This is a genomic window from Acetobacter okinawensis, assembly GCF_002153655.1.
GTDB lineage: Bacteria > Pseudomonadota > Alphaproteobacteria > Acetobacterales > Acetobacteraceae > Acetobacter > Acetobacter okinawensis_A.
The window spans coordinates 68,639-89,770 of sequence record NZ_JOPJ01000014.1; the positions used below are offsets into that span (position 1 = coordinate 68,639).

The 21,132-nt window shown below is 60.3% G+C and carries 20 protein-coding genes; 8 read left to right on the forward strand and 12 right to left on the reverse strand.

The annotated features are described in order from the left end of the window. The first annotated feature begins 32 nt into the window (after positions 1–32). The 4 genes from miaA (at position 33) to ilvC (ending at position 4,538) form a co-directional block, all read left to right on the forward strand. Positions 33–1,016, forward strand: coding sequence for a tRNA (adenosine(37)-N6)-dimethylallyltransferase MiaA (gene miaA, locus HK26_RS07770; RefSeq protein WP_086639256.1), 984 nt, complete (start codon positions 33–35; stop codon positions 1,014–1,016). Positions 1,017–1,055: 39 nt separating this feature from the next. After that, positions 1,056–2,870 (forward strand): biosynthetic-type acetolactate synthase large subunit, encoded by a 1,815-nt coding sequence (ilvB, locus tag HK26_RS07775; RefSeq protein WP_086639257.1) that lies wholly within the window; start codon positions 1,056–1,058, stop codon positions 2,868–2,870. 66 nt (positions 2,871–2,936) lie between these two features. Beyond that, on the forward strand, positions 2,937–3,455 hold the full coding sequence (gene ilvN / locus HK26_RS07780) for an acetolactate synthase small subunit (protein ID WP_025829071.1): 519 nt from the start codon (positions 2,937–2,939) through the stop codon (positions 3,453–3,455). Positions 3,456–3,518: 63 nt separating this feature from the next. Next, positions 3,519–4,538, forward strand: coding sequence for a ketol-acid reductoisomerase (gene ilvC / locus HK26_RS07785; protein WP_086639258.1), 1,020 nt, complete (start codon positions 3,519–3,521; stop codon positions 4,536–4,538). Positions 4,539–4,657: 119 nt separating this feature from the next. On the opposite strand, the gene HK26_RS07790 is transcribed toward ilvC, so the two are convergent. Further along, on the reverse strand, positions 4,658–5,305 hold the full coding sequence (locus HK26_RS07790) for a LysE family transporter (RefSeq protein WP_180539433.1): 648 nt from the start codon (positions 5,303–5,305) through the stop codon (positions 4,658–4,660). Positions 5,306–5,435: 130 nt separating this feature from the next. Here HK26_RS07790 and HK26_RS07795 point away from each other — a divergent pair, with 130 nt between their 5' ends. Next, positions 5,436–5,927, forward strand: a complete 492-nt coding sequence (locus HK26_RS07795; protein WP_249208971.1) for a hypothetical protein — start codon at positions 5,436–5,438, stop codon at positions 5,925–5,927. Positions 5,928–5,986: 59 nt separating this feature from the next. On the opposite strand, the gene HK26_RS07800 is transcribed toward HK26_RS07795, so the two are convergent. From HK26_RS07800 to HK26_RS07815, 4 genes are all read right to left on the reverse strand, one after another. After that, positions 5,987–6,319: a metal-sensitive transcriptional regulator gene (locus HK26_RS07800; protein ID WP_025829064.1), complete on the reverse strand. Its 333-nt coding sequence runs from the start codon at positions 6,317–6,319 to the stop codon at positions 5,987–5,989. A 160-nt stretch (positions 6,320–6,479) separates the two neighbouring features. Continuing rightward, complete coding sequence (locus HK26_RS07805) at positions 6,480–7,538, reverse strand: copper resistance protein B (RefSeq protein WP_257640919.1); 1,059 nt, start codon at positions 7,536–7,538, stop codon at positions 6,480–6,482. Next, positions 7,535–9,244, reverse strand: a complete 1,710-nt coding sequence (locus HK26_RS07810) for a copper resistance system multicopper oxidase (protein WP_086639261.1) — start codon at positions 9,242–9,244, stop codon at positions 7,535–7,537. Before HK26_RS07810 ends, HK26_RS07805 begins: the two co-directional genes overlap by 4 nt. A 78-nt stretch (positions 9,245–9,322) precedes the next feature. Next, a complete protein-coding gene (locus HK26_RS07815) occupies positions 9,323–9,709 on the reverse strand; it encodes a hypothetical protein (protein ID WP_086639262.1) in 387 nt (128 codons plus the stop codon). Positions 9,710–9,865: 156 nt separating this feature from the next. Between HK26_RS07815 and HK26_RS07820 the strand changes: the two genes are divergently transcribed. Continuing rightward, positions 9,866–12,253, forward strand: coding sequence for a heavy metal translocating P-type ATPase (locus tag HK26_RS07820; RefSeq protein WP_086639263.1), 2,388 nt, complete (start codon positions 9,866–9,868; stop codon positions 12,251–12,253). An 11-nt stretch (positions 12,254–12,264) separates the two neighbouring features. Here HK26_RS07820 and HK26_RS07825 read toward each other — a convergent pair whose 3' ends face one another. The 5 genes from HK26_RS07825 to HK26_RS07845 all read right to left on the reverse strand — a co-directional run bounded on the left by HK26_RS07825 (position 12,265) and on the right by HK26_RS07845 (position 18,267). Further along, positions 12,265–13,554: a lipoprotein pyruvate-formate lyase gene (locus HK26_RS07825; protein ID WP_086639264.1), complete on the reverse strand. Its 1,290-nt coding sequence runs from the start codon at positions 13,552–13,554 to the stop codon at positions 12,265–12,267. Positions 13,555–13,671: 117 nt separating this feature from the next. Continuing rightward, positions 13,672–15,000, reverse strand: a complete 1,329-nt coding sequence (gene gltX / locus HK26_RS07830; RefSeq protein ID WP_086639265.1) for a glutamate--tRNA ligase — start codon at positions 14,998–15,000, stop codon at positions 13,672–13,674. A 111-nt stretch (positions 15,001–15,111) separates the two neighbouring features. Then, positions 15,112–15,576, reverse strand: coding sequence for a hypothetical protein (locus HK26_RS07835; protein WP_249208626.1), 465 nt, complete (start codon positions 15,574–15,576; stop codon positions 15,112–15,114). After that, positions 15,573–16,778 carry a nicotinate phosphoribosyltransferase gene (locus HK26_RS07840; protein WP_086639294.1) on the reverse strand — a complete coding sequence of 402 codons (1,206 nt, stop codon included), beginning with the start codon at positions 16,776–16,778 and terminating at the stop codon, positions 15,573–15,575. Before HK26_RS07840 ends, HK26_RS07835 begins: the two co-directional genes overlap by 4 nt. Before the next feature lie 109 nt (positions 16,779–16,887). Beyond that, complete coding sequence (locus HK26_RS07845) at positions 16,888–18,267, reverse strand: class II 3-deoxy-7-phosphoheptulonate synthase (RefSeq protein WP_086639266.1); 1,380 nt, start codon at positions 18,265–18,267, stop codon at positions 16,888–16,890. Between the two features lie 308 nt (positions 18,268–18,575). On the opposite strand from HK26_RS07845, the gene HK26_RS07850 reads away from it, so the two are divergent. Continuing rightward, the gene (locus HK26_RS07850; RefSeq protein WP_025828551.1) at positions 18,576–18,980 is read left to right on the forward strand and encodes a hypothetical protein; all 405 of its coding nucleotides are present in this window, start codon (positions 18,576–18,578) and stop codon (positions 18,978–18,980) included. Here HK26_RS07850 and HK26_RS07855 read toward each other — a convergent pair. Then, complete coding sequence (locus HK26_RS07855) at positions 18,977–19,588, reverse strand: IMPACT family protein (protein ID WP_086639267.1); 612 nt, start codon at positions 19,586–19,588, stop codon at positions 18,977–18,979. The two genes, HK26_RS07850 and HK26_RS07855, sit on opposite strands and share 4 nt — an antisense overlap. Before the next feature lie 202 nt (positions 19,589–19,790). On the opposite strand from HK26_RS07855, the gene HK26_RS07860 reads away from it, so the two are divergent. After that, a complete protein-coding gene (locus HK26_RS07860) occupies positions 19,791–20,183 on the forward strand; it encodes a hypothetical protein (RefSeq protein ID WP_086639268.1) in 393 nt (130 codons plus the stop codon). Positions 20,184–20,290: 107 nt separating this feature from the next. Here the strand turns inward: HK26_RS07860 and HK26_RS07865 are convergent, their stop codons facing one another. Further along, a complete protein-coding gene (locus HK26_RS07865) occupies positions 20,291–21,118 on the reverse strand; it encodes a pyruvate, water dikinase regulatory protein (protein ID WP_086639269.1) in 828 nt (275 codons plus the stop codon). Positions 21,119–21,132: the final 14 nt, after the last annotated feature.

Below are 21,132 nucleotides of genomic sequence, written 5' to 3' on the forward strand. Positions count from 1 at the left end.
AACACCAAAGCGCGGCCCATGCCCCGCCATACATGCACGGCCTGCCCCGTGCGCTTATTCTTGCAGGGCCGACATGCTCGGGCAAATCGGCGCTGGCGCTGGATTTGGCGCAGCGGTTGAACGGCGTGGTCATCAACGCGGATTCCATGCAGGTTTATCGGGAGTTGCGTGTGCTAACTGCCCGCCCGGACGCGCAGGACGAACAGCGAGTACCCCATAGATTATACGGTGTGCTGCCCGCCGCGCACAAAGGCAGCGTAGCATGGTGGCGCGAGCAGGCTCTGGCAGCCATGCAGCAGGCGTGGAGCACGGGCTGCCTGCCCATAGTGTGCGGGGGAACAGGCATGTACATGCGCGCCCTGACCGATGGACTCGCCCAGATACCTGAAAGTGCGCCAGACGTGCAGCAGGCGGCCCGCGCTCTGGTGGCGGCAGAAGGCGCCCCAGCCGTGCATGCGCGGCTTATGGCGGTGGACCCGCAGACGGCGGCCCGCCTCAAACCCGTGGATTCGCAGCGCGTGGCCCGTGCGTGGGAGGTCTGGCAGGCCACGGGGCATGGGCTGGACTGGTGGCAGGCGCAGCCGGGCCTGCCACCAGCACCCTGCCGTTTTGTTGCCGTGCGGCTGGCTCCCCCCCGCCCCGAACTGCGCCAGCGCATACAGGCCCGTTTTGCCAGTATGCTGGAGCAGGGGGCTGTGGAGGAGGTGCGTAGTTTGTTACAACAGAATCTGGACCCAACCCTGCCTGCTATGCGCGCGCATGGTGTGCCCGAGCTGGCGGCCATGCTGCGCGGCGAGATAACACAGGCGGAAGCTGCCAGCCGCGCCATTGTTGCCACAGGGCAGTATACCAAGCGGCAGGCCACATGGTTTGCGCACCATCCGCTGACTGCGGAAGGGCTGACCTGCACGGTTAATGCCTGTTTTGCCAATTCTGAGCAATTTTCGGAAAGGAATCGTGACGAAATTGTTTCTTTTATTCTAAGGGGGATTGACGCACCAGACAGTGGGCCCTAAACAGACGACCTGCTCCCAATTCCGGGAAGAGAGGACGCTATGACAAGCATGACTGGTTCGACCACGCTGAACGCTCAGACAACCACCACCCTGCCGGGTGCGGAAGTCCTTCTGCGCGCTTTGGTCGAACAGGGTGTGGAGGTCATTTTTGGTTACCCCGGCGGTGCCGTTCTTCCCATTTACGATGCGCTGTTCAAGCAGGATCACATCCGCCATGTGCTGGTGCGCCATGAGCAGGCGGCTGTCCATGCGGCAGAAGCCTATGCCCGTTCCACTGGCAAAGTGGGTGTGGTGCTGGTCACCAGCGGGCCGGGGGCAACCAATGCGGTCACTGGCCTGCTGGACGCGATGATGGATTCCATCCCGCTGGTCTGCCTGTCCGGGCAGGTGCCAACCCCCCTGATCGGTAATGATGCGTTTCAGGAAGCGGATACAACCGGCATTACCCGCCCGGTGACCAAATACAACTATCTGGTGCGCAAGCCCGAGGATCTGGCTCCTGCGGTGCATGAGGCCTTTGCCATTGCCCGCTCCGGCCGCCCCGGCCCGGTGCTGATCGACCTGCCCAAGAACATTACGGTGGGGGATGCCCCTTATGTGGATGCAGGCGCGGTCACCCCGCGCACCATTCGCATGACCACCCAGCCCGACCGCGCAGCCATTGCGCGTGCAGTGGCCGCAATGAAGGCGGGCAAACGCCCATTGTTCTATACCGGTGGCGGCGTCATCAACTCCGGCCCGCAGGCGAGCGAGAACCTGCGCAGGCTGGTGGCGCTGACGGGTTTTCCCGTTACCTCCACACTCATGGGGCTTGGGGCATTCCCCGGTACGGATGAGCGGTTTCTGGGCATGCTGGGGATGCACGGCACGTACGAAGCCAATCTGGCAACCCATGACTGCGATGTGCTGATCGCCCTTGGTAGCCGGTTTGATGACCGGGTGACCGGGCGGCTGGATGCGTTCTCCCCCGGTTCGTTTAAAATCCATGTCGATATTGACCCCTCGCAGATCAACAAGATCGTGCATGTCAACGAAGGCATTGTGGGGGATGTGGGCGAGATTATCGCCATGATGATCGAGGAGTGGGAAAAACAGCCCGCTTACGCGCACAAGGCTGAACTGGAGGCGTGGTGGGCCAAAATTGAGGGCTGGCGCGCGCTGGACTGCCTGCGCTTTGGTCAGGATCAGGCACCCGATGCGGTTATCAAACCCCAGCAGGCCATCCAGCGTATTTACGAGCTGGCGCGCCAGACCGGGCGGGATACCTATGTGTCCACCGAGGTGGGGCAGCATCAGATGTGGGCTGCGCAGTTTTTCCGCTTTGATCAGCCTAACCGCTGGCTGACGTCTGGCGGTCTGGGCACCATGGGGTACGGCCTGCCCGCAGCCGTTGGCGCGCAGATTGCCCACCCCGATGCGCTGGTGCTGGATGTGGCGGGCGAAGCCTCGACCCTGATGAATATTCAGGAACTGGGGACCATTGCGCAGTACCGCCTGCCGGTTAAGATTTTCATCATCAACAACCACTACATGGGCATGGTGCGCCAGTGGCAGGAACTTCTGCATGGTTCGCGCTATTCGGAAAGCTACTCCGATGCACTGCCGGACTTTGTAAAGCTGGCGGAAAGTTTCCATGCCACTGGCCTGCGTGTTACCCGGCTGGACCAGCTGGATGCCACCATCCGTCAGGCGCTGGAGCATAATGGCCCCGTGATTGTGGACATCTGTGTTGCGGAAGGGGAGAACTGCTTCCCCATGATCCCCTCGGGGGCTGCCCATAACCAGATGATCCTTGGCCCGGAGCAGGAGGCCGTCAGTGCTACAATCAGCAAGGAAGGGCAGATGCTGGTCTAGTCCGCCAGAGTTGCTCTTGTCTGGTTCCGCCTTGTCCCTTCCGCTTTGATTGCGAGAAACATGAGTATGCAGGTCGAAGTTTCCGGTTCCGCTGTTATTTCCCTTCTGGTGGATAATGAAAGCGGGGCACTTGCCCGTATTGTAGAGCTGTTCTCTGGTCGTGGTTACAACATCCAGAGCCTGACCGTGGCGCCAGTGGACGAACATGGCCACACCTCACGCGTGAACATTGTCACCACGGGCACGCAGTCTTCCATCTGGCAGGTTAAAACGCAGCTTGAGCGGCTTGTCCCCGTCTCACGCGTAGTGAACCTGACGGCGGAAGGCCCCTATGTTGCGCGGGAAATGGCGCTGGTCAAAGTGGTCTCCTCGGGAGAGCCACGGACCGAGGCCCTGCGTATTGCACAGGCTTTCCGGGCACGGGCGGTGGATACGACCGCCAGTTCCTTTGTGTTTGAACTGACCGGCTCCACAGACAAGCTGGACAGTTTTATTGAGCTGATGCGTCCACTCGGGCTGGTTGAGGTCTCCCGCACCGGGGTTGCCTCCATTTGCCGTGGGCCGCAGACAATTCAGAACTTCTGAAGTATAGACAGGCAGCAACGCCGGGGACTAACCCCCGGCAACAGGGAGAAAAGAAGAATGGCTATGCGCGTGTATTATGATCGTGACGCCGACGTTAACCTGATCAAGTCCAAAAAGGTGGCCGTTATCGGTTACGGCAGCCAGGGCCATGCCCATGCCAACAACCTGAAGGATAGCGGCCTTGCTGACGTTGTGATCGGCCTGCGTGAAGGGTCTTCCGCAGTAGAAAAAGCCCGCAATGCCGGCTTTACGGTTATGACACCCGACAAAGCTGCTGCCTGGGCTGACGTTGTTATGGTGCTGACACCTGATGAAGGTCAGGGCGCGCTGTACACCGAATATCTGGAAAAGAACCTCAAGACGGGTGCGGCTCTTGCCTTTGCTCATGGTCTGTCCATCCACTTCCGCCTGATCGAAGCCCGCCCTGACCTGGACGTGTTCCTGATCGCTCCCAAAGGCCCCGGCCACACGGTGCGCTCCGAATACCAGCGTGGCGGCGGCGTGCCCTGTCTGGTGGCCATTGCACAGGACAAGTCCGGCAAGGCTCTGGACATCGCCCTGTCCTACGCATCCGCCATTGGTGGTGGCCGTGCAGGCACGATCGAAACCTCCTTCAAGGAAGAAGTGGAAACCGATCTGTTCGGTGAGCAGGCCGTGCTGTGCGGTGGTCTGGTTGAACTGATCCGCGCTGGCTTTGAAACACTGGTCGAAGGTGGCTACGCCCCCGAAATGGCCTACTTTGAGTGCCTGCACGAAATGAAGCTGATCGTGGACCTGATCTACGAAGGCGGCATTGCCAACATGAACTACTCCATCTCCAACACTGCTGAGTATGGTGAGTATGTGTCCGGCCCGCGTGTGATCACGGCAGAAAGCAAGAAAGCCATGAAGGACATCCTCACGGATATCCAGAACGGCACCTTCGTGCGTAACTTCGTGCTGGAAAACAAGTCCGGCAACGTGTTCTTCAAAGCAACGCGTGCTCGTAACGATGCGCACCAGATTGAAGCCGTGGGCGAAAAACTGCGTGGCATGATGCCCTGGATCGCCAAGTCCCGTCTGGTTGACAAAACCAAGAACTAAGACTGCGGCCCTTACCGGCATAACGCTGTAAAAAAGGCTCCCTCACAAATGTGGGGGAGCCTTTTTTGTCGGCACGTTCCGCCGTCGCCAATGCGGGCCTATTGCCCGGCAGAGCAGGCTTAGTTTGGTGCGCGTTCGGTGACAAAGCGCATGCCAAGCGCCATGAATGCAAGACCGGCGCAACGGTCAACCCAACGGCGGCACCTGAGAAAGAGAGCCGAAACACGCTCAAGGCTGAGCAGCAGCGTGACCAGTGCAAACCATGCAACGGCTACCGCAAACATGGCGGCAACGCAGGCCAGACCAAGATGGATGGGGGCATGTCTGGGCATGGCGGCTGCAAAAAGGCTTGAGATAAAAACCGGAGCTTTGGGGTTGGCCAGATTGGTCAGAAGCCCTGCGCGAAAATGACTGCTGCGCGCTTGTGTGGTGGCGGCTGGCTCTGTGGGTTCAGCCGTGCTGTGCCAACTGCTGATGAACAGCTTGACGCCAATTGTGATCAGGTAAAGACCGCCGCCGATCTTGAGCGCCAGATATAACCACGGTGCTGCAATAAAGAGTGTTCTGATACCAAAAAAACCAGCCACGCCCCATGCCGCAACACCGGTTGCAATGCCAAGAGTAGCCTGTAGGGCAGCACTGCGCCCCCGCAGGACCGCCAGCCGCGTGACAAGCAGAAAATCCAGCCCCGGCACGACCATGGCAACCAGCCAGAATGCGGAAACCGCAGCGATAATGGACACATCCTGTGCCAGACCCATGGTCATGCTTCTTTCCTCCAAAGTGGAGCCGGCACTATGCACAGAACCATTATTTAGGCGTCAAGGTCTTGTGGGGGCGGGTAGTTCTGCGGCTTTTCCTGCATTCTGCGGGTTGGGGTGCGGGTGTAAATCGACTTTGCAGGGCAAGTCCGTTATAGAGGCAGCGTTCTTCAACACAATTGGCAAGGGGCAGTTTGTGCAGTGCGAATGGCGTAGGTCTTACGACAGGCTGGTTCCGATGCTGATCAAGGAACACTTTGGCGATCCGGGAGCACTTACCCGGCAGTTCCCAAGCATGAAGTCCACTTTCCTGTGGAAGGGGGATGACTTTATTCTGACAGCACAGGCGTTGGCCAGTGCGGATGCCAGCATGCACGGGCTGGAACGGCTTGCCATGGAGCAGCACCGGGCGGGAGCGTGGCAGCTTGCCGGGGAATACTGGCTGATTGCAGCCGGCTGGCGCCGCAAGATGATGGATGACACCAACGAACGCCACGAGGAGGCGTTGCAGTTTGTCCTGCGTCATGTCGAATACAACAGGGCGCTGGCTGAGTGGAAGAAAAAGAAACTCGGCAGAAACGCCATGCCTTACCCGGAGCTGTTTGGCCTTTCCGATACGGAGTGCTGAACCGGGTATAGTGGGGGCATAAATAACGTGCGTGTCTGGCCATAGCTGCCAGAGCAGCACTATTTGACCATCTTGCGGATCACGCCCATGAGTTCGTCCAGCGCATCGTCCCCGCCGTTTTCGGCTATGGCCGTGCGTACGCAGCCCTTGGCGTGGGATGTAAGAATTTGCACCCCCACACCATCCAGCGCGGATTTGACGGCGGAAAGCTGGGTTAGAATATCCACGCAGTAGCGGTCATCCTGCACCATGTTGAGAATGCCCCCGACCTGCCCTTCAATCCGTTTGAGGCGGTTGATAAGGGCTGTCTTGTCTGGCTGTGTGACGTGCCGTTCCTGGCTGGTGGCGGGGGCGGGCGTGCAGGCGGTGCAGCCGGGTTTTTCTGCGGGCATGGAACATTCTGCTGGTTGTTTAAAAACATGGGGCGTGCGGGGTAGGGCAGGTGCAACGCCGGATGGTGCAGCACCTGCCTGTATGGTGTGGTCTGTCCCCTGTGTAGAGGGCCTGCGCACTGGATGCAAAAGTGCTACGGGCTTCAGGGGTATAAAAAGGTTAAAACCATGTGCGTACCCCAAAGGTAAAGCGGATATCTTCGGGGCCGTTGTCTGCTGTGCCGCGCCAGTTGGCGGCATGGTTTGCTGTGTTGCCGTAATGGCCTGCGTACGTCACGGCAATATAGGGCGCAATTTTGCGTTTGAACTCATAGCGCAGGCGTAAGCCTGCATCGATGTCGGAAAAACCTTGGCTGACGTTACGCTGCGCATCGGTGTGGGAGTAGAAGTTGAGCTCCGCTTGTGGTTGCAGGATCAGACGGTTGGTAATCAGAAGGTCGTAGGAGCCTTCGAGCTTACCCGCGACCCCTTGGGCGTTGAAGTAGGCCGTGGCCGACACATCAAAGAAATACAGCGCAAGCCCCTGCACCCCGACTGCCCCCCACGCCCGTGTGGGGCCACTGTCCAGGTCCAGCCGTACGCCTGCCTGCAGGTCAAAATAGGTGGAGATGGCATGGTCATACAAAAACTCATGGTCGCCATCGGTCATCTGGCCGTGCCCGTCCACCGTGCCTTCGGATTTGATCCAGAGTTTGTCATGGTCCGTGCCAAACCAGCTTTGGCCGGAGTAACGTAGCAGGCTGTTCCCCGCTGTATAACGCCCCTCGAACTGTTCCATCAGAACATGAAAATACGTGTTGTGGTCCATAACGGGGGGCATGTTGTGCACGTAATGCACGGCTGGCATGGGTGGTGGGGTGGCAGGCCAGCGGCTGCTGGGGGCAAGTGCTGGCAGGTTGACGCGTACAGTTTGGGTCGTATGCGCTTTGCCAGTGCCAGTGCCAGTGCCAGTGCCAGTGCCAGTGCCAGTGCCAGTGCCAGTGCCAGTGGTGTGGTGGGGCGGCGGCAGGTGCTCCGCACCGGTGTGGGCCGGGTGGGCTGTGCTATGCGCTGCTGGCGGGGGCGGGTGTGCAGGCATGTCCATATCCCCGCTCATATCCATGCCCGGCATGTCGTCCATGCCTGCCATGCCGGGGGCGGCATGGGCGGGGTGAGGAAGGGTGAGTGCGGCCAGCAGGCCCAGCAGAACGGCTGTGTGGGGGAGGGGGATCGTGCTCATGACACCACCACAGTGCGGAACATGCCAAGGTCCATATGGTAGAGCAGGTGGCAGTGATAGGCCCATAATCCGGGTGTATCGGCCGAGACAAGGTAGCTCAGCTTGCTGCCGGGCTGCACAATCAGGGTATGTTTGACCGGGTTGTAAGCGCCCTGTCCGTTTTCCAGCTCGCTCCACAGCCCATGCAGATGGATGGGGTGTTCCATCATGGTGTCATTGATAAGGGTAAAGCGGACCCGCTCGCCCAGCCGCAGGGGAATTGGCTCGGCTTCGGAGAATTTTTTGCCGTCAAAACCCCATATGTAGCGCTCCATGTTGCCGGTCAGGTGAAGCGTGATCTCGCGCGAGGGGGGGCGGGTGTCTGCCGCCGGGCGTCTGGCGCGCAGGTCGGCGTAGGTCAGCACCCGGCGGCCGTTGTTGCGCAACCCGTCACCCGGGTCGGCCAGACGGTCCGTGGGCATACGGGCGATGTTCTGGTTCTCAACATTCAGCGGCGGGGTGTGAGCGGGGGGTGGCTCCGCCATGTTCATGCCCTTCATGTCCATCCCTTTCATGCTCATGGACTCGGGCATGCCCATGTCCAGCATGGTGCGCACAGGGCGTGGGTCCATGGGGGGGATGGCCGCCTGCATGCCCGGCTGGGGGGCCAGTGTGCCGCGTGCAAAGCCCGTGCGGTCCTCCGTCTGGGCAAAAATGGTGTAAGCTTTGTTGTCCTTTGGCTGCACAATGCAGTCATAGGTTTCGGCCACGCCAATGCGGAACTCATCCACCCGCACGGGGTCAATGTCATTCCCATCAGCCTGCACCACATCCATTTGCAGGCCGGGAATGCGGATGTCGTAAAAGGTCATGGAGGAAGCGTTGATAAAGCGCAGCCGGACACGCTCGTTGGGGCGGAACAGCCCGGTCCAGTTGGTGTCGGGCGTGCAGCCGTTCATCAGATAGGTGTAGATAATGCCGGTCACGTCCGAAATGTCTGTGGCGGACATGTTCATCCCCGCCCATTGCAGGCGGTTTTTTATGGCAGCCCCCAGCCCCTGCTTTTTGGCATCATGCACAAGAGAGACGGCAGTACGCTGGCGAAAATTATAGTAGTCGTCCTGAAACTTCAGATTACTGACAATATCCTCCGGAGCCACATCCGACCAGTCGGAGAGGAGGATGACGTAATCACGCTCCCACGTCTGCTCGGCTGGTGTGCGTGGGTCAATGATAATGGCCCCGTACAGCCCGCGTGCCTCCTGCATGTTGGAGTGGCTGTGGTACCAGTAGGTGCCGCTTTGTTTGACGGGAAAGTGGTAGGTAAAGCTCCGCCCCGGTGCAATGCCACCAAAGCTCAGGCCGGGTACGCCGTCCATGTCCGCTGGGCAGCGTATGCCATGCCAGTGGATGGATGTGTCCTCGGCCAGATGGTTATGGACATTCAGGGTTACGGTATCCCCTTCGCGCCAGCGCAGGGTGGGGCCGGGCATACTGCCATTCATGGCGGGAATGGTCTGGGTCTTGCCCGCAATGGTGCAGGCAAGGGGACTGATGGTCAGGTCAAAAACCGATTGGGGGCCGGTCGGCACTGTGGGTGCAAAAACCGTGTCAGCCTGTGCGCGGGAGGCATGGGCAAGGCTGCTCAGGGCGGCAAGCGCACTGGCGCCAGTTATGAACTGGCGGCGCGCAAGGCCCCGCCCGTTACGGGGGGGGAGTATGGGCATGGTATGGTCCAGTCTGCACACCCTGCATGGGCAGGGCATAGGTCGCTCAGGTGGAGCTGTATGGCTCCGGCTGGTTTGTCAGGCCGTGTGCAGTTTGGGTGGGCGCAGCAGGGGGGCGGCCCTGCGGTCAGGTAGCGCTGTTGTGCTGATAGCAACAGGGCGTGCGCGGGTGTGCCACAAAAAACCAACAGGCAGCATGCCCACGGATGTATCCACAACCGATAGGGCGTTCCCCGTCATGCAGCATGCCGCGTGGTGGTGCATCAGGTGGTGTGTGGCTGCTGTGGGGGATGGGCAGGCCACGGCCGCTGGGTCATGGTGGGGGCTGTGCGTTGCTGCGGCCATGGCGTGTGTTGCAGGCATGTGCATGCTTGCATGGGCTGCGTGCTGTGCTGCCAGTGCAGGGTTATGCCGCGCCAGAACGCCCGTGGCGATGGCCAGCACAAGCAGGCAACCCACAACCATTTGACAGAGGCGAGAAAAGCAACGCATCTTTCGTATATACCCCCCGGGGGCATATATGGCAAGAAGAATGGGCACAGCCAGTACCTGTTTATCCCCCCCTGTGCGGGAGCCTGTTTTGCCCGGTGTGTTTGAACACAGGCATGGAGCACCAGAAGCATGAGCCAGATTGTCAGTTTTCCGGTCATGGGCATGACCTGCGCCAGTTGCGCCACCCGGCTGGAAAAAGTGCTCAATCGCCAGCACGGTGTTCAGGCATCGGTCAATTTTGCCACCTCCCGTGCGCAGGTTACGCTGGAGGAGGGAGCAGGGCAGATACCCGCTGTGCTGGAGGCCATACGCAAAGCGGGCTTTGTGCCGCAGAGCACCGAGGCTGACCTGAGCCTGAGCGGGCTGACCTGTGCATCCTGTGTCAGCCGGGTGGAAAAAGTGCTGAACGCCCTGCCATCTGTGCAGGCCACGGTCAATCTGGCGAGTGAGCGCGCACATGTCAGTTTTGTACCCGGTATTGTGGATGTCCCGACCCTGATCGCCGCTGTGGAAAAAGCGGGTTATGGCGCAAGCCTGTACAGCCAGCAGGACTCCGCGGAGCAGGACAGGCGCCACGGCGATCAATGGCGTGCGGAGCGGAACAATTTTGTGCTCGCGGCCCTGTTGAGTCTGCCATTTGGTGTGCAGATGGCGGGTATGATGAGTGGCCAGCACAGTCTTATGCTGCCGTTGTGGGGGCAGGCCCTGCTGGCGGGCATTGTGCAGCTCTGGTGTGGCAGGGCCATGTACGGTGCCGCGCTGCATGCACTGCGGAGTGGGGCCGCCAATATGGATGTGCTGGTGGTGCTGGGCACGGGTATTGCCTTTGTGTTCAGCGCTGTGGTGGTGGTTCTGGGCCTTAACCAGCCTGTGTATTTTGAGAGTAGCGCGCTGGTCATAACCCTTGTTCTGCTCGGGCGGATGCTCGAATCCCGCGCCAAGGCCCGTGCCAGCGCAGGCATGCAGGGGCTGTTGCACCTGCAACCGCGCACAGCCCATGTGGAGCGCAATGGCCAGTGGGTGGAGCAGCCAGTGGAGCAACTCGTCCCCGGAGATGTGTTTATGGTGCGCCCGGGCGAAAGTGTTGCCGTGGATGGGGAGGTACTGCAAGGCCAGTCCGATCTAAACGAGGCGATGCTGACGGGCGAGAGCGCGCCTGTTGCCAAAACAGTGGGTGCGCGGGTGTTTGCGGGTACGCTTAACCAGACCGGAGCCCTGCAGGTGCGTGCAACCCGTGTGGGCGCGCAAACCGTGCTGGCAGGCATTGTGCACATGGTGGAGCAGGCGCAGGGCAGCAAAGCCAGCGTGCAACGGCTGGCTGACCGGGTGGCGGCGGTGTTTGTGCCTGCCGTGCTGGTGCTGGCCGTGCTGACGTTGGGCGTGGGCTGGGCGGTTACGGGGCATTTTGGGAGCAGTCTGGTTAATGCCGTGTCTGTTCTGGTCATTGCCTGCCCCTGCTCACTCGGGCTGGCCACGCCAACGGCCATTATGGTGGGTACAGGGCTTGGGGCGCAGGCTGGTATTCTGTTCCGCAACGCCAATGCGCTGGAACAGGCACGGAGGATGGATATTCTGGTCACGGACAAGACCGGCACACTCACACTGGGCCAGCCCAGTGTTGTGCAGACACAGTTTGCCTCGGGCGTGGCGGAGGCAGAGGTGCTGGGGCTTGCACGGGCGCTGGAGCAGAACTCCGAGCACCCGCTGGCTAAGGCCGTTGTGGCTTATGCCACGCTCAGGGGGAGTGCCCCTGTGGATATTACGGCATTCCGGGCCATACCGGGGCAGGGGGTTGCGGCCAGCATGGACGGGCAGGATGTGCGGCTTGGCTCTCTGGCCTTTATGGAGGAGAGCGGCTGCCCGGTTGACCTGAGCCTGACAGAGGCATGGCAGGCTCAGGGGCAGAGCATTATTGCCGTAGCGCGGGGGAAGAAAGTCCTTGCCTATCTGGGTCTGGCCGATCAGGTCCGCCCGGAGGCGCATACTGCCATAGCGGCTTTGCGTGCGGGTGGCCTGCGTGTGGTTATGCTAACCGGCGATAACGAGCGCGCCGCACAGGTGGTGGCCCGTCAGGTGGGTATTGATGAGGTCGTGGCGGGTGTTCTGCCACAGGGCAAAGCTGCACAGATTACCCGCCTGCGTGATGGCGGGCGGCATTGCGTAGGCATGGTGGGGGACGGCATAAACGATGCCCCAGCCCTTGCTCTGGCCGATGTCAGCTTTGCTATTGGGGCAGGGGCGGATATCGCGCTGGAAACAGCAGATGTGGTGCTTGTGCGCAGCCAGCTTATGGCGCTGGTGGATACGCTCTCCCTCTCCCGCGCAACGGTTTCAAAAATCTGGCAGAACCTGTTTTTTGCGTTTGTCTATAACGTGCTGGGCCTGCCGCTGGCGGCTTTTGGCCTGCTCAACCCGGTGCTGGCAGGGGCTGCCATGGCCATGAGCTCGGTTTCGGTCGTCAGCAATTCCCTGCTGTTAAACCTGTGGAAGCCACACCGGCCAGCAGACCCCACCTGAGCCAGAGCCTGTCAGCCGGGCATTGTGGGGGTGGTGCTGCCCAGTGGCAGGCTGCTGGCGTGGGGCCTCCATTCCCCTGTGTTTTCATCCCGCCCCTGAAGGTAGAATTTGCGGGGGCTGCCTGCTTTGGGTGGGGCTGCGGCTTCCCTTAAAAAACCGGCCATTTCTTCAGGCTGGGTGCGGTTGATAAGGCAGCACAGCGCAGTCTCGGGAAACGCTTTGAGCAGGTCAGCCGAACTGGCCTCACCCGCAAAGATCATCAGGGGTGGCTGCTTGCGTCGTTCCTGAAAATGGGTGCGGATTAACGCGGTTTTTCCAGCCCCGGAGGGGAAGGGATAATGGGGCGCTTCCGTGGCCTCCATAACGCCTTTGTGCATGGCCAGGCGTGCGCCAAACACATGTTCGTGGCGCAGGTTGTAGCCATACTCGGCTGAGGTGGCAAAAAGGGCGACCACATCTTCCAGTGCGGAGGAGCAGATAATCGGGTCTATGCCATGTTCTTGCAGGATCTGGAGCAGATTACCAATTTCAGGCGTTAAGCGCAGCATCTGGGTAATGTTGGCCTGCACTGGTCCGGCCTTGCCTGCGCGTGCGCTCGGGCAGACCCAGCGTTGTGTGGTAATGCCCGCGCCCAAGCCCCACTCGTTGGCAGCGCGGCTCAAGGCGATCACATCGGTCTGGGTCTGCTCGGCCAGAAGCCGGATGATCCATTGCTGGGCCGCATCAGGGCCATGCAGTGCGCTGACAGCCTGATGACAGAACGCCATTCTGGCCCGGAACGCCAGCAATGCCGGGTCGTCCTGTAGCTCCTCACGGGGGATGGGGTGCGGAATATGCCCGTAGCCTGCTGCCAGCGCACGGTAATCCTCCACAAGATCCGCCACCAGATTGTTAAAGCTGACAGGCTGTCCCGCCATGTTGGTAAAGGGGGCAGGCAGCGGTGCGCTGGAGGTGTGTACATGAATAAGGGCGCGGAACTTCTGCGCAGGCATAAGAAAGCAGAAATGCTCCAGCATGTATAAAAAGAGCATCTGCTGCACATCGCCCACAACGGCCATGTTGCTCCAGTCCATAACCACATAAGGCGGGCTGGTGGGGTTATAATGCTCGGAGTAATGGCCGTGTGCATTGGCAAGAGCCTGAATGGCCTCCCGTATAGGGGGGTGCCACTTCAGTTCCTCCAGTTCAGGCATGGGGGGGTCCATCAGGTCTGGCGGTGGGGCCGCGTGCCCTATGGCCGGGCTTGCCAGCAGCGTGGCCAGCCCCAGACTGAATGTACGACGGTGCAGAGCAGGGGACATGCAGGATCCAGACTGGCATAACTGTTACCCAAACTGTCCATGGGAGGCACCGTTGGGTCAAGTTATGTTTTTGTAGGTCTGGATGTGCCTGATGCCTGCCCTTGTATGGAACCCCGGTTATTGCCCGGGGTTAAGGCGTGCCAGCACCTGCGCGCGACCAATAAGGGGGAGCAGGTCACGTAGCTCGGGGCCGTTTTCCTCGCCCGTCAGGGCAAGGCGCAGGGGGTGGAACAGAGCCTTGCCACTACGGCCGGTTTTTTCCTTTACGGCGGTGGTCCATGCCTTCCACGTGGTCTGGTCCCATGGCTCGGGGGGGAGCAGGGCTGCTGCGTCCTTGAGGAACGCCTCCTCATCTTCCTGCACGGGGGGGACAATATGGCTTTGCGTGACCTGCAACCACAGTTTGGCCTCGCTCAGCAGGTCGATATTGCTGCGAATAGCCAGCCAGAAGGCCTCGGTCGCACCCTGCGGCAGCCTGTCCACCACAGCCGAAAACGGGAGCTGAGCCAGATGGCGGTGGTTCATGGCCAGAAGCTGGCGTGTGTCAAACCGGGCGGCCGAGCGCGAGATATGGGAGAGGTCATAGCTCTGGGCCAGCGCATCAAACGGCATGAGTGCCGGGTCATCCGAGCTGCCAAGCCGCGCAAGGTAGGAGATCAGGGCCTCGGCCTCCACGCCATCCTGGCGCAGGGTGCGCAGGGAGCAGGCGTCAAAGCGTTTGGAGAGCTTACCCCCGTTTTCGTCCAGCAGCAGGGGCAGGTGGGCAAAGCGGAAGTGGTCGGGGCGCGCGCCCAGAGCCTCGGCAATGTCGATCTGCACACCCGTATTGGTTACGTGGTCTTCCCCGCGAATAATATGGCTGATCCCTGTTTCGAGGTCATCCACGACGGAAGCGAGGGTGTAGAGCACCGTGCCATCGGTACGCACCAGCACCGGGTCGGAGACGGAGGGCAGCTTGACCTGACAGTCCCCCATAACCATGTCGCGCCAGCGCACAATGCGGCCCGAGAGTTTGAAGCGCCAGTAAGGCACCTTGCCATTGGCTTCGGCCTGCGCGCGCTGCTGTTCGGTCATGCGGAGCATGGCGCGGTCATAGACCGGGGCGCGGCGCTGGCGGATCTGGGTTTCGCGCTTGGCGGCCAGTTCCTGCTCGCTTTCAAAGCAGGGGTACAGATGACCGGATGCCTTGAGCTTTTCAATGGCGGCCGCGTAGCGGTCCAGCCGTTCGGTCTGGCGGAAGGTCTCGTCCCACGCAATGCCCATCCACTCCAGGTCCTGCTGGATGGCGGTTACCAGTTCCTCGCGCGAGCGACCGGTATCCGTATCATCAATACGCAGTTGGAATTTGCCCCCGTTGCGGCGGGCAAACAGGGCATTGGCAAGGGCAAGGCGGGCATTGCCAACGTGGAGAAGGCCGGTAGGGCTGGGCGCAAAGCGGAGTTTCATAACAGAGGCTTATGCCGTGAATGGGCTGGAAAGACCAGCAGGAAGGAAAGATAAAACAGGGCAGGGGGGCATGGCGTGAGCGGTTTGGCCTGCCCCAAAGCCCTGAGCGGGCTAGTGCAGGTTGTGCAGGCCGGGGTCGAACGGTTCGTCCGTGCCGTATTCCCCCTCATCCTCGCCCTCACTGTCGTCATCTTCAAGGAGTATTTCCTCCCCGTCCACCAGACGACGTGGGTCGAGTGCGCGCCAGTCACGCTCCATGGGGGTTGCGGGGGTTGCGGTAAAGTCATCCAGCTCGTTGGCAGAGCGCCAGCCATCGGCCTGAGCGTCCAGCCCTGTATCGAGCACAACCGCGTCCTCGCCAAAGCTCATCCATGTGTCCAGCACATCCTTGGCAGAGGCACCGGGTACCCGGCAGCGTTCCACGCTGTCGCGCACATAGGCGCGCGCAAAAGCGTTGGCGTGGGCAAGATCATGAAAAACACCAACGTCTTCCACAATGTTGTCTTCCGCACCGCCGGACAGGTCCAGAATACGGACTTTCCAGCCTTGCTCCTGTGGGGGGGCTGCTTCGCTCATGGATTTTCCTTGCTGTCTTGTCTGTTGCGGGCGGAGGCGAAAAGGAATTCGCGCCCGATTTTGACCCGCTCAACACCGTTGTACGAAATAATGTCGGCGGTGGCGTAAGTCTCGTTCCATATTTCAGGAATAAAGGAGCCAGTGCCAACCACATCAATAGGGGCATGGGCATCGGCCATGCAGGCGCATTTGGTCACACCAAAGCCGGAGGAGGCAATAATGCGCACCCGGTCAAACCCTGCTTCGTCCAGTGCCTCGCGCATTTTCCAGATAGAGGCGGCAGATACGCCGGTGCCGATCAGGTAGCGCAGTTCCCGGTCAGAGCGGTAGCGGCGCAGGGCATCGGGGGCGTGGCGGTTGACAACAGCGTAGGATTCCTGCGGGTTCAGCCCTTCCATGAACCGCCCGCCATGCGTGTCCAGCCGCACGGCAATGCGGCCAGCCTGAGCCAACTCCGCAAAGCGGTGGCATACCGCCAGCGCATCCGTTATTTCCTGCCCAAAATAGTCAACCAGCACCACAAGGTCGGACTCGGGGAAGGTCTCGTGGAACATTTCCGCCGCCCGTACGGTGGAACCGGCGTAGCCAATCAGGGCATGGGGCATGGTGCCCGCCCCATGTGTTGCACCAAAAAAGGCGGAAACGGCATCGTTTGCCGTGCCCACAAAGCCTACTGCCCCGTCCTTCTGGGCGGCCCGCCCACCAATGGAGGCGGCATAGGCCATGAGTTCCTGCATCTCGTACCCGGCACAGTGCCGGGCATCCATGGCCAGAAAGCGGGTTTGTGGCAGGGAGAGCGCCATCTGGTAGGCCCGGAGTGCCGCAACGCAGGAACTGCCCAGCTTCTGGAGCAAAAGTGTTTCCAGGTCAGCCAGATGCAGGAATGACCCGCTCACATAAACCAGTGGCTCGCCCGCTCCCACCCATTCTCCCTCGGGGTGGAGCAGGTCCACGGTATAGTTGCTCCCGCGCTCTGCCATGACGTTCTTCAGCCATTCCAGCATAATACCGGGGGCGGAAATAACCGGACAGCGCAGGAAAAAAGCATAAGTGACCTGACAATCCCCAAAATGGCTGACGATCTGACGGGTCCGGTTGAAGTAGGAATCCGTGCGGGCGCGGATTTCGGCATCCGTCAGGGCGGTGGTGGCCTGTGCCGCGGCAATGCCGGGGGCCGGTACGCCAAGTGGGAATTGCGTCATTGCTGAAATGCTCTTTTCTGCCAAATACACTGCACAGATGATGGGTGTGATGGAGGGCGGCGTAAAGACCACCCCCCGCTTCTGTGATCAGGCAAAGAGCGGCACGGCCTTAGTTGCGGCCGGTCAACTCCTCCGCGATCAGGAACGCCAGCTCCAAAGACTGTTCGGCGTTCAGGCGCGGGTCGCAGAAGGTTTCGTAACGATCACCAAGGTCTGCTTCGGTCAGGCGCTGCGCACCGCCTACACATTCCGTTACGTTCTGGCCGGTCATTTCCAGGTGAACACCACCAGCAGGCACGCCTTCAGCCGCGCAGACGGCAAAAAAGCCTTTGACTTCCTGCATGACCGCATCGAACGAGCGGGTCTTGACCTTGCTGCCAGTGGAAATGGTGTTGCCGTGCATCGGATCGCTGATCCATGTGACAGGCTGCCCCGTTTCCTTGACCGCACGCATGAGCGGCGGCAGGAACTGCTCGATCTTTTCTGCCCCCATGCGGGAGATCAGGGTAATGCGCCCTGCCTCATTATGGGGGTTGAGGATGCTCGTCAGGCGCTTGATGTCTTCCACACTGGTGGTGGGGCCGACCTTGATGCCAATGGGGTTGCGCACCCCACGCAGGAATTCCACATGCGCGCCATCGGGCTGGCGGGTGCGGTCCCCGATCCAGACAAAATGGGCCGAGCAGTCATACCATTCGCCCGAGGTGGAATCCACGCGGGTCAATGCCTGTTCGTACGGCAGCAGCAGGGCTTCGTGCGAGGTGTAGAATTCGGTCTCGTCCACCTGTGCGGAAGAGGCTGCGTCAATCCCGCAGGCCTGCATGAAGGCGAGGGTCTCGCCAATGCGTTCGGCCATGGTGCGGTAGCGGTTGGCCAGCGGGGAGCGTTCCACAAAGCCAAGGTTCCAGCGGTGTACCTCATGCAGGTTGGCATACCCCCCGCGGGAGAAGGCGCGCAGGAGGTTCTGAATCCCGGCGGACTGGAAGTAGCCGGTCTCCATCCGTGCGGGGTCGGGAATGCGGGCTTCTGGCGTGAATTCCGGACCGTTGATGATGTCCCCCCGGTAGGAGGGCAGGCTCACACCATCCACCGTTTCCATATCGGAGGAGCGCGGCTTGGCAAACTGCCCGGCCATGCGACCAAGCTTGATAACCGGCACCTTGGCCCCAAAGGTCAGGACGACCGCCATTTGCAGCAGCACACGGAACGTGTCGCGCACGATGTCGGCCTTGAACTCGCCAAAGCTTTCCGCGCATGGGCCGCCCTGAAGCACAAAGGCCTTGCCTTGAGCAGCCTGTGCCAGATGATTGCGCAGGCGGCGCACCTCCCCTGCAAAAACCAGCGGGGGGTAGGTGCCCAGCCGGTTTTCCACCACACCAAGGGCCGATGCGTCTGGATAAGTGGGGATCTGCTTGAACGGAAACGAACGCCAGCTATCCGGCATCCAGGTCTCAGACGTCGGGTTGGGCTGGGTGAGCGTGGCACTCATAACGCGTTCCTGTTCAGTTGGGCTGATTACACACAGATGGTAAGCAGAATGATAAACACAATCTCTCTGGGCATGGAATTTGCCAAAGGCGGGAGCCTTTATGTCTAAAATACAGGGATTACGCAAATGGCGTTTGCGGTTTCTGGCCATGTTCTGGCCAATGGTGTGGCATCCTCTCCACGCTTGGGCAGAGAATTTGGTTTTTTGCACTTTTGGTGTGATAAGGGTTGCCAGTATGGAGCTTGCAGGCCCGTTGGCTCGTGACCCATGTGGTATGTTTTTCTTTTTTTCTTGCGGGGTAACGCGCAATGGCGCAGCTGCGTAGACCGTTTGTAAACGTGATGTCCGGCCTTCTGATGGGCGCAAGCCTGATGGGGGCAGCAAGTGTTGCCCATGCGGACCCCCTGATGACCCCGAATGACGATGTCTCCTTTTCCGAAGGGAGTGGGGCCATGGATACGGGGTCTGGCGCGGCCAAATCAACCGAGTCAAAAACCGTGCACGGGCACCGTAGCCTGCCACCGGGTTATCAGGATGCTCCGTCCATGGAGTTCCAGCACGGGGATGACCCGGACCATCTGGCTAAGGTACACCGGGATTCGGTAACCGGTACCGACCTGTCGCGCTATGGTTCGGCCTACCAGAGCTCCGGCCCGTTTGGCACTGGTCAGGTGGGTGACTCCACAGGTAACGGCTGGGTGACGCCCCGCTAGGCCTCGGGCGCTTCATCCTCAATAAGGCGTATATCGGCCTGACCACTGGTCAGGTCGGTCAGTTTTGCGCTGATGTCATGTTGCAGGGCCTGGGGGAGCACAAGCTGGAACCACGCTCCGTTTGCATCAAACGCAGGGGCCGCAGCTTCTACCCCCCACTCCGGCAGGCGTGCCTGAATAAGCCCCAGTAATGAGAACGGGCAGTGGAACCCAAGCCGGACCCGCTCGATCAGCTCCTCTTTTGGGGCCTCGCGCAGGCATTCGGCAGCCGTTCCGGCATAGGCGCGTACCAGCCCGCCCGCTCCAAGCTTGATCCCCCCAAACCAGCGCGAAACCACAATGGCGACGCGGTCCAGCTTCTGGGCCACAACCACCTGTAAAATGGGACGCCCCGCCGTGCCAGACGGCTCTCCCGCATCATGGCAGCGGCAATGGGGGCCAAACTGCCATGCCCAGCAGTGGTGTGTTGCTTCTGGTTCGGCCGCGGCTATGCTGGCAATAAACGCCTCGGCCTCTTCTATGCTGGCTATGGGCGTTGCGCGTGCAAGAAAGCGGCTTTTTTTGATGTCGCGTTCGAGTGAAAAAGGGCCGACCAGCGTTTCTGTCATGCGGCTGTCTTACTCTTTTTGGGCAGGGGCGGGCAAGCAGGGGCCGGATACGCCTTTTGTAAGGGGCGGCCTATGCCAAAACTTGGGGCTGACAGCATTTTGTAACAGGAGTAACGCGGTAGCAGGAGCTAACCTGTGCTACGGTTGCCCTTAACCGGCAAATTTTGCCACCAGACGCCTGAATAAAGGAGGACGCGCCGACATGATGCCGGTATTCCGCAAAAAATGGACAATCATGTTCGGTTTGTGCGCTGTTGCGCTATCCTTGGCAGCCAGTGTGCCTGCCCGCGCTGATGGCGACCCGCTGAATGGTGGGGAAGATGATGATTCGGATGCGCACCGTGCATCCAGCATGCATAATCTGGCAGGTAAGCTGCCGTTGCCGCGTGCCCATAAGGATTTTAGCAAATACCGTTTTACCCCGCCGGGGGACCGCGTTGTGGAACAGCCAGATACAAACCGCCTGCTGTTCTGGACCAAGGACGGCCAGCCCGATGGCTACGCCCAACGGCGTGGCAGCAGTGTGATTTACTATAACGCGCAGGGTCAGGCAGTGCGGGTGCAAAGACTGACCGCGCAGGAAATGGCAGACTGAGCAGAATACGGGTTAAAACCGTATATGTCAGCGTATGCTACCTGATTGCATAAAACCCTTTGCCCCTGTGTGGACTGTTGTGTGCACACAGGAGCAAAGGCGGGGTATTATGCCGATGTGGCGATCAGCTCCAGTATGGAGGCCGATGATTCCTCAATGGAGCGGCGCGTCACATCAATGACAGGCCAGTTGTGGCGGCGGCACAGACGCCTTGCCCAATGCAGTTCTTCCTGCACTTTTTCCAGATCAATATAGGCATAATCGGTTATGGCTTCCGGGCGGGACTTGCCCGGAATCATCTGGTTCAACCGGTTGCGGCGTATTTCAATCAGGCGTTCGGGGTCTATGGTCAGGCCAATAACCGGCTTGGTGGTGGTGAACAGCGCTTCTGGCGGTTCTATACCCATGACCAGTGGCACGTTGGCGGCCTTGATCCCCCGGTTAGCCAGATAAAAGCACGTAGGGGTTTTGGAAACGCGGGAAACGCCAACCAGAATAACATCAGCCTTGTTCAGGCCGCGTGTTTCCTGCCCATCATCATGGGCCAGCACGTAGTGCATGGCCTCAATGCGCTGGTAGTAGTTTTCGTCCATAATGTACTGGCCGCCGGGGTGGCGTGTTGCCTCCTCCCCGGTTTCTTCAGCCAGAAAGTTCAGGGCGTTGTCCAGCACATCCAGCAGCCTGATCTGGAGGCTGGCGCAGCCGGCTTCCATATCTGCCTGCAAAATGGGGTCAGTCAGGGTGGACATGACCGGGCCGCGATTATTGGCAATATGCCGCAAAACCCGCCTGAGCTGGATCTGGGTGCGGATCAGGTTCCAGTGCCGGAGCCTGACTTCCGTGTTGGGGAACTGCGCTATGCAGGCCCGCGCTACAGAATCGAGCGTTTGCCCCGTCGCCTCGGATACGAGGTGGAGAGTAAGAATTTTTTGCATGATATTCAGATTGA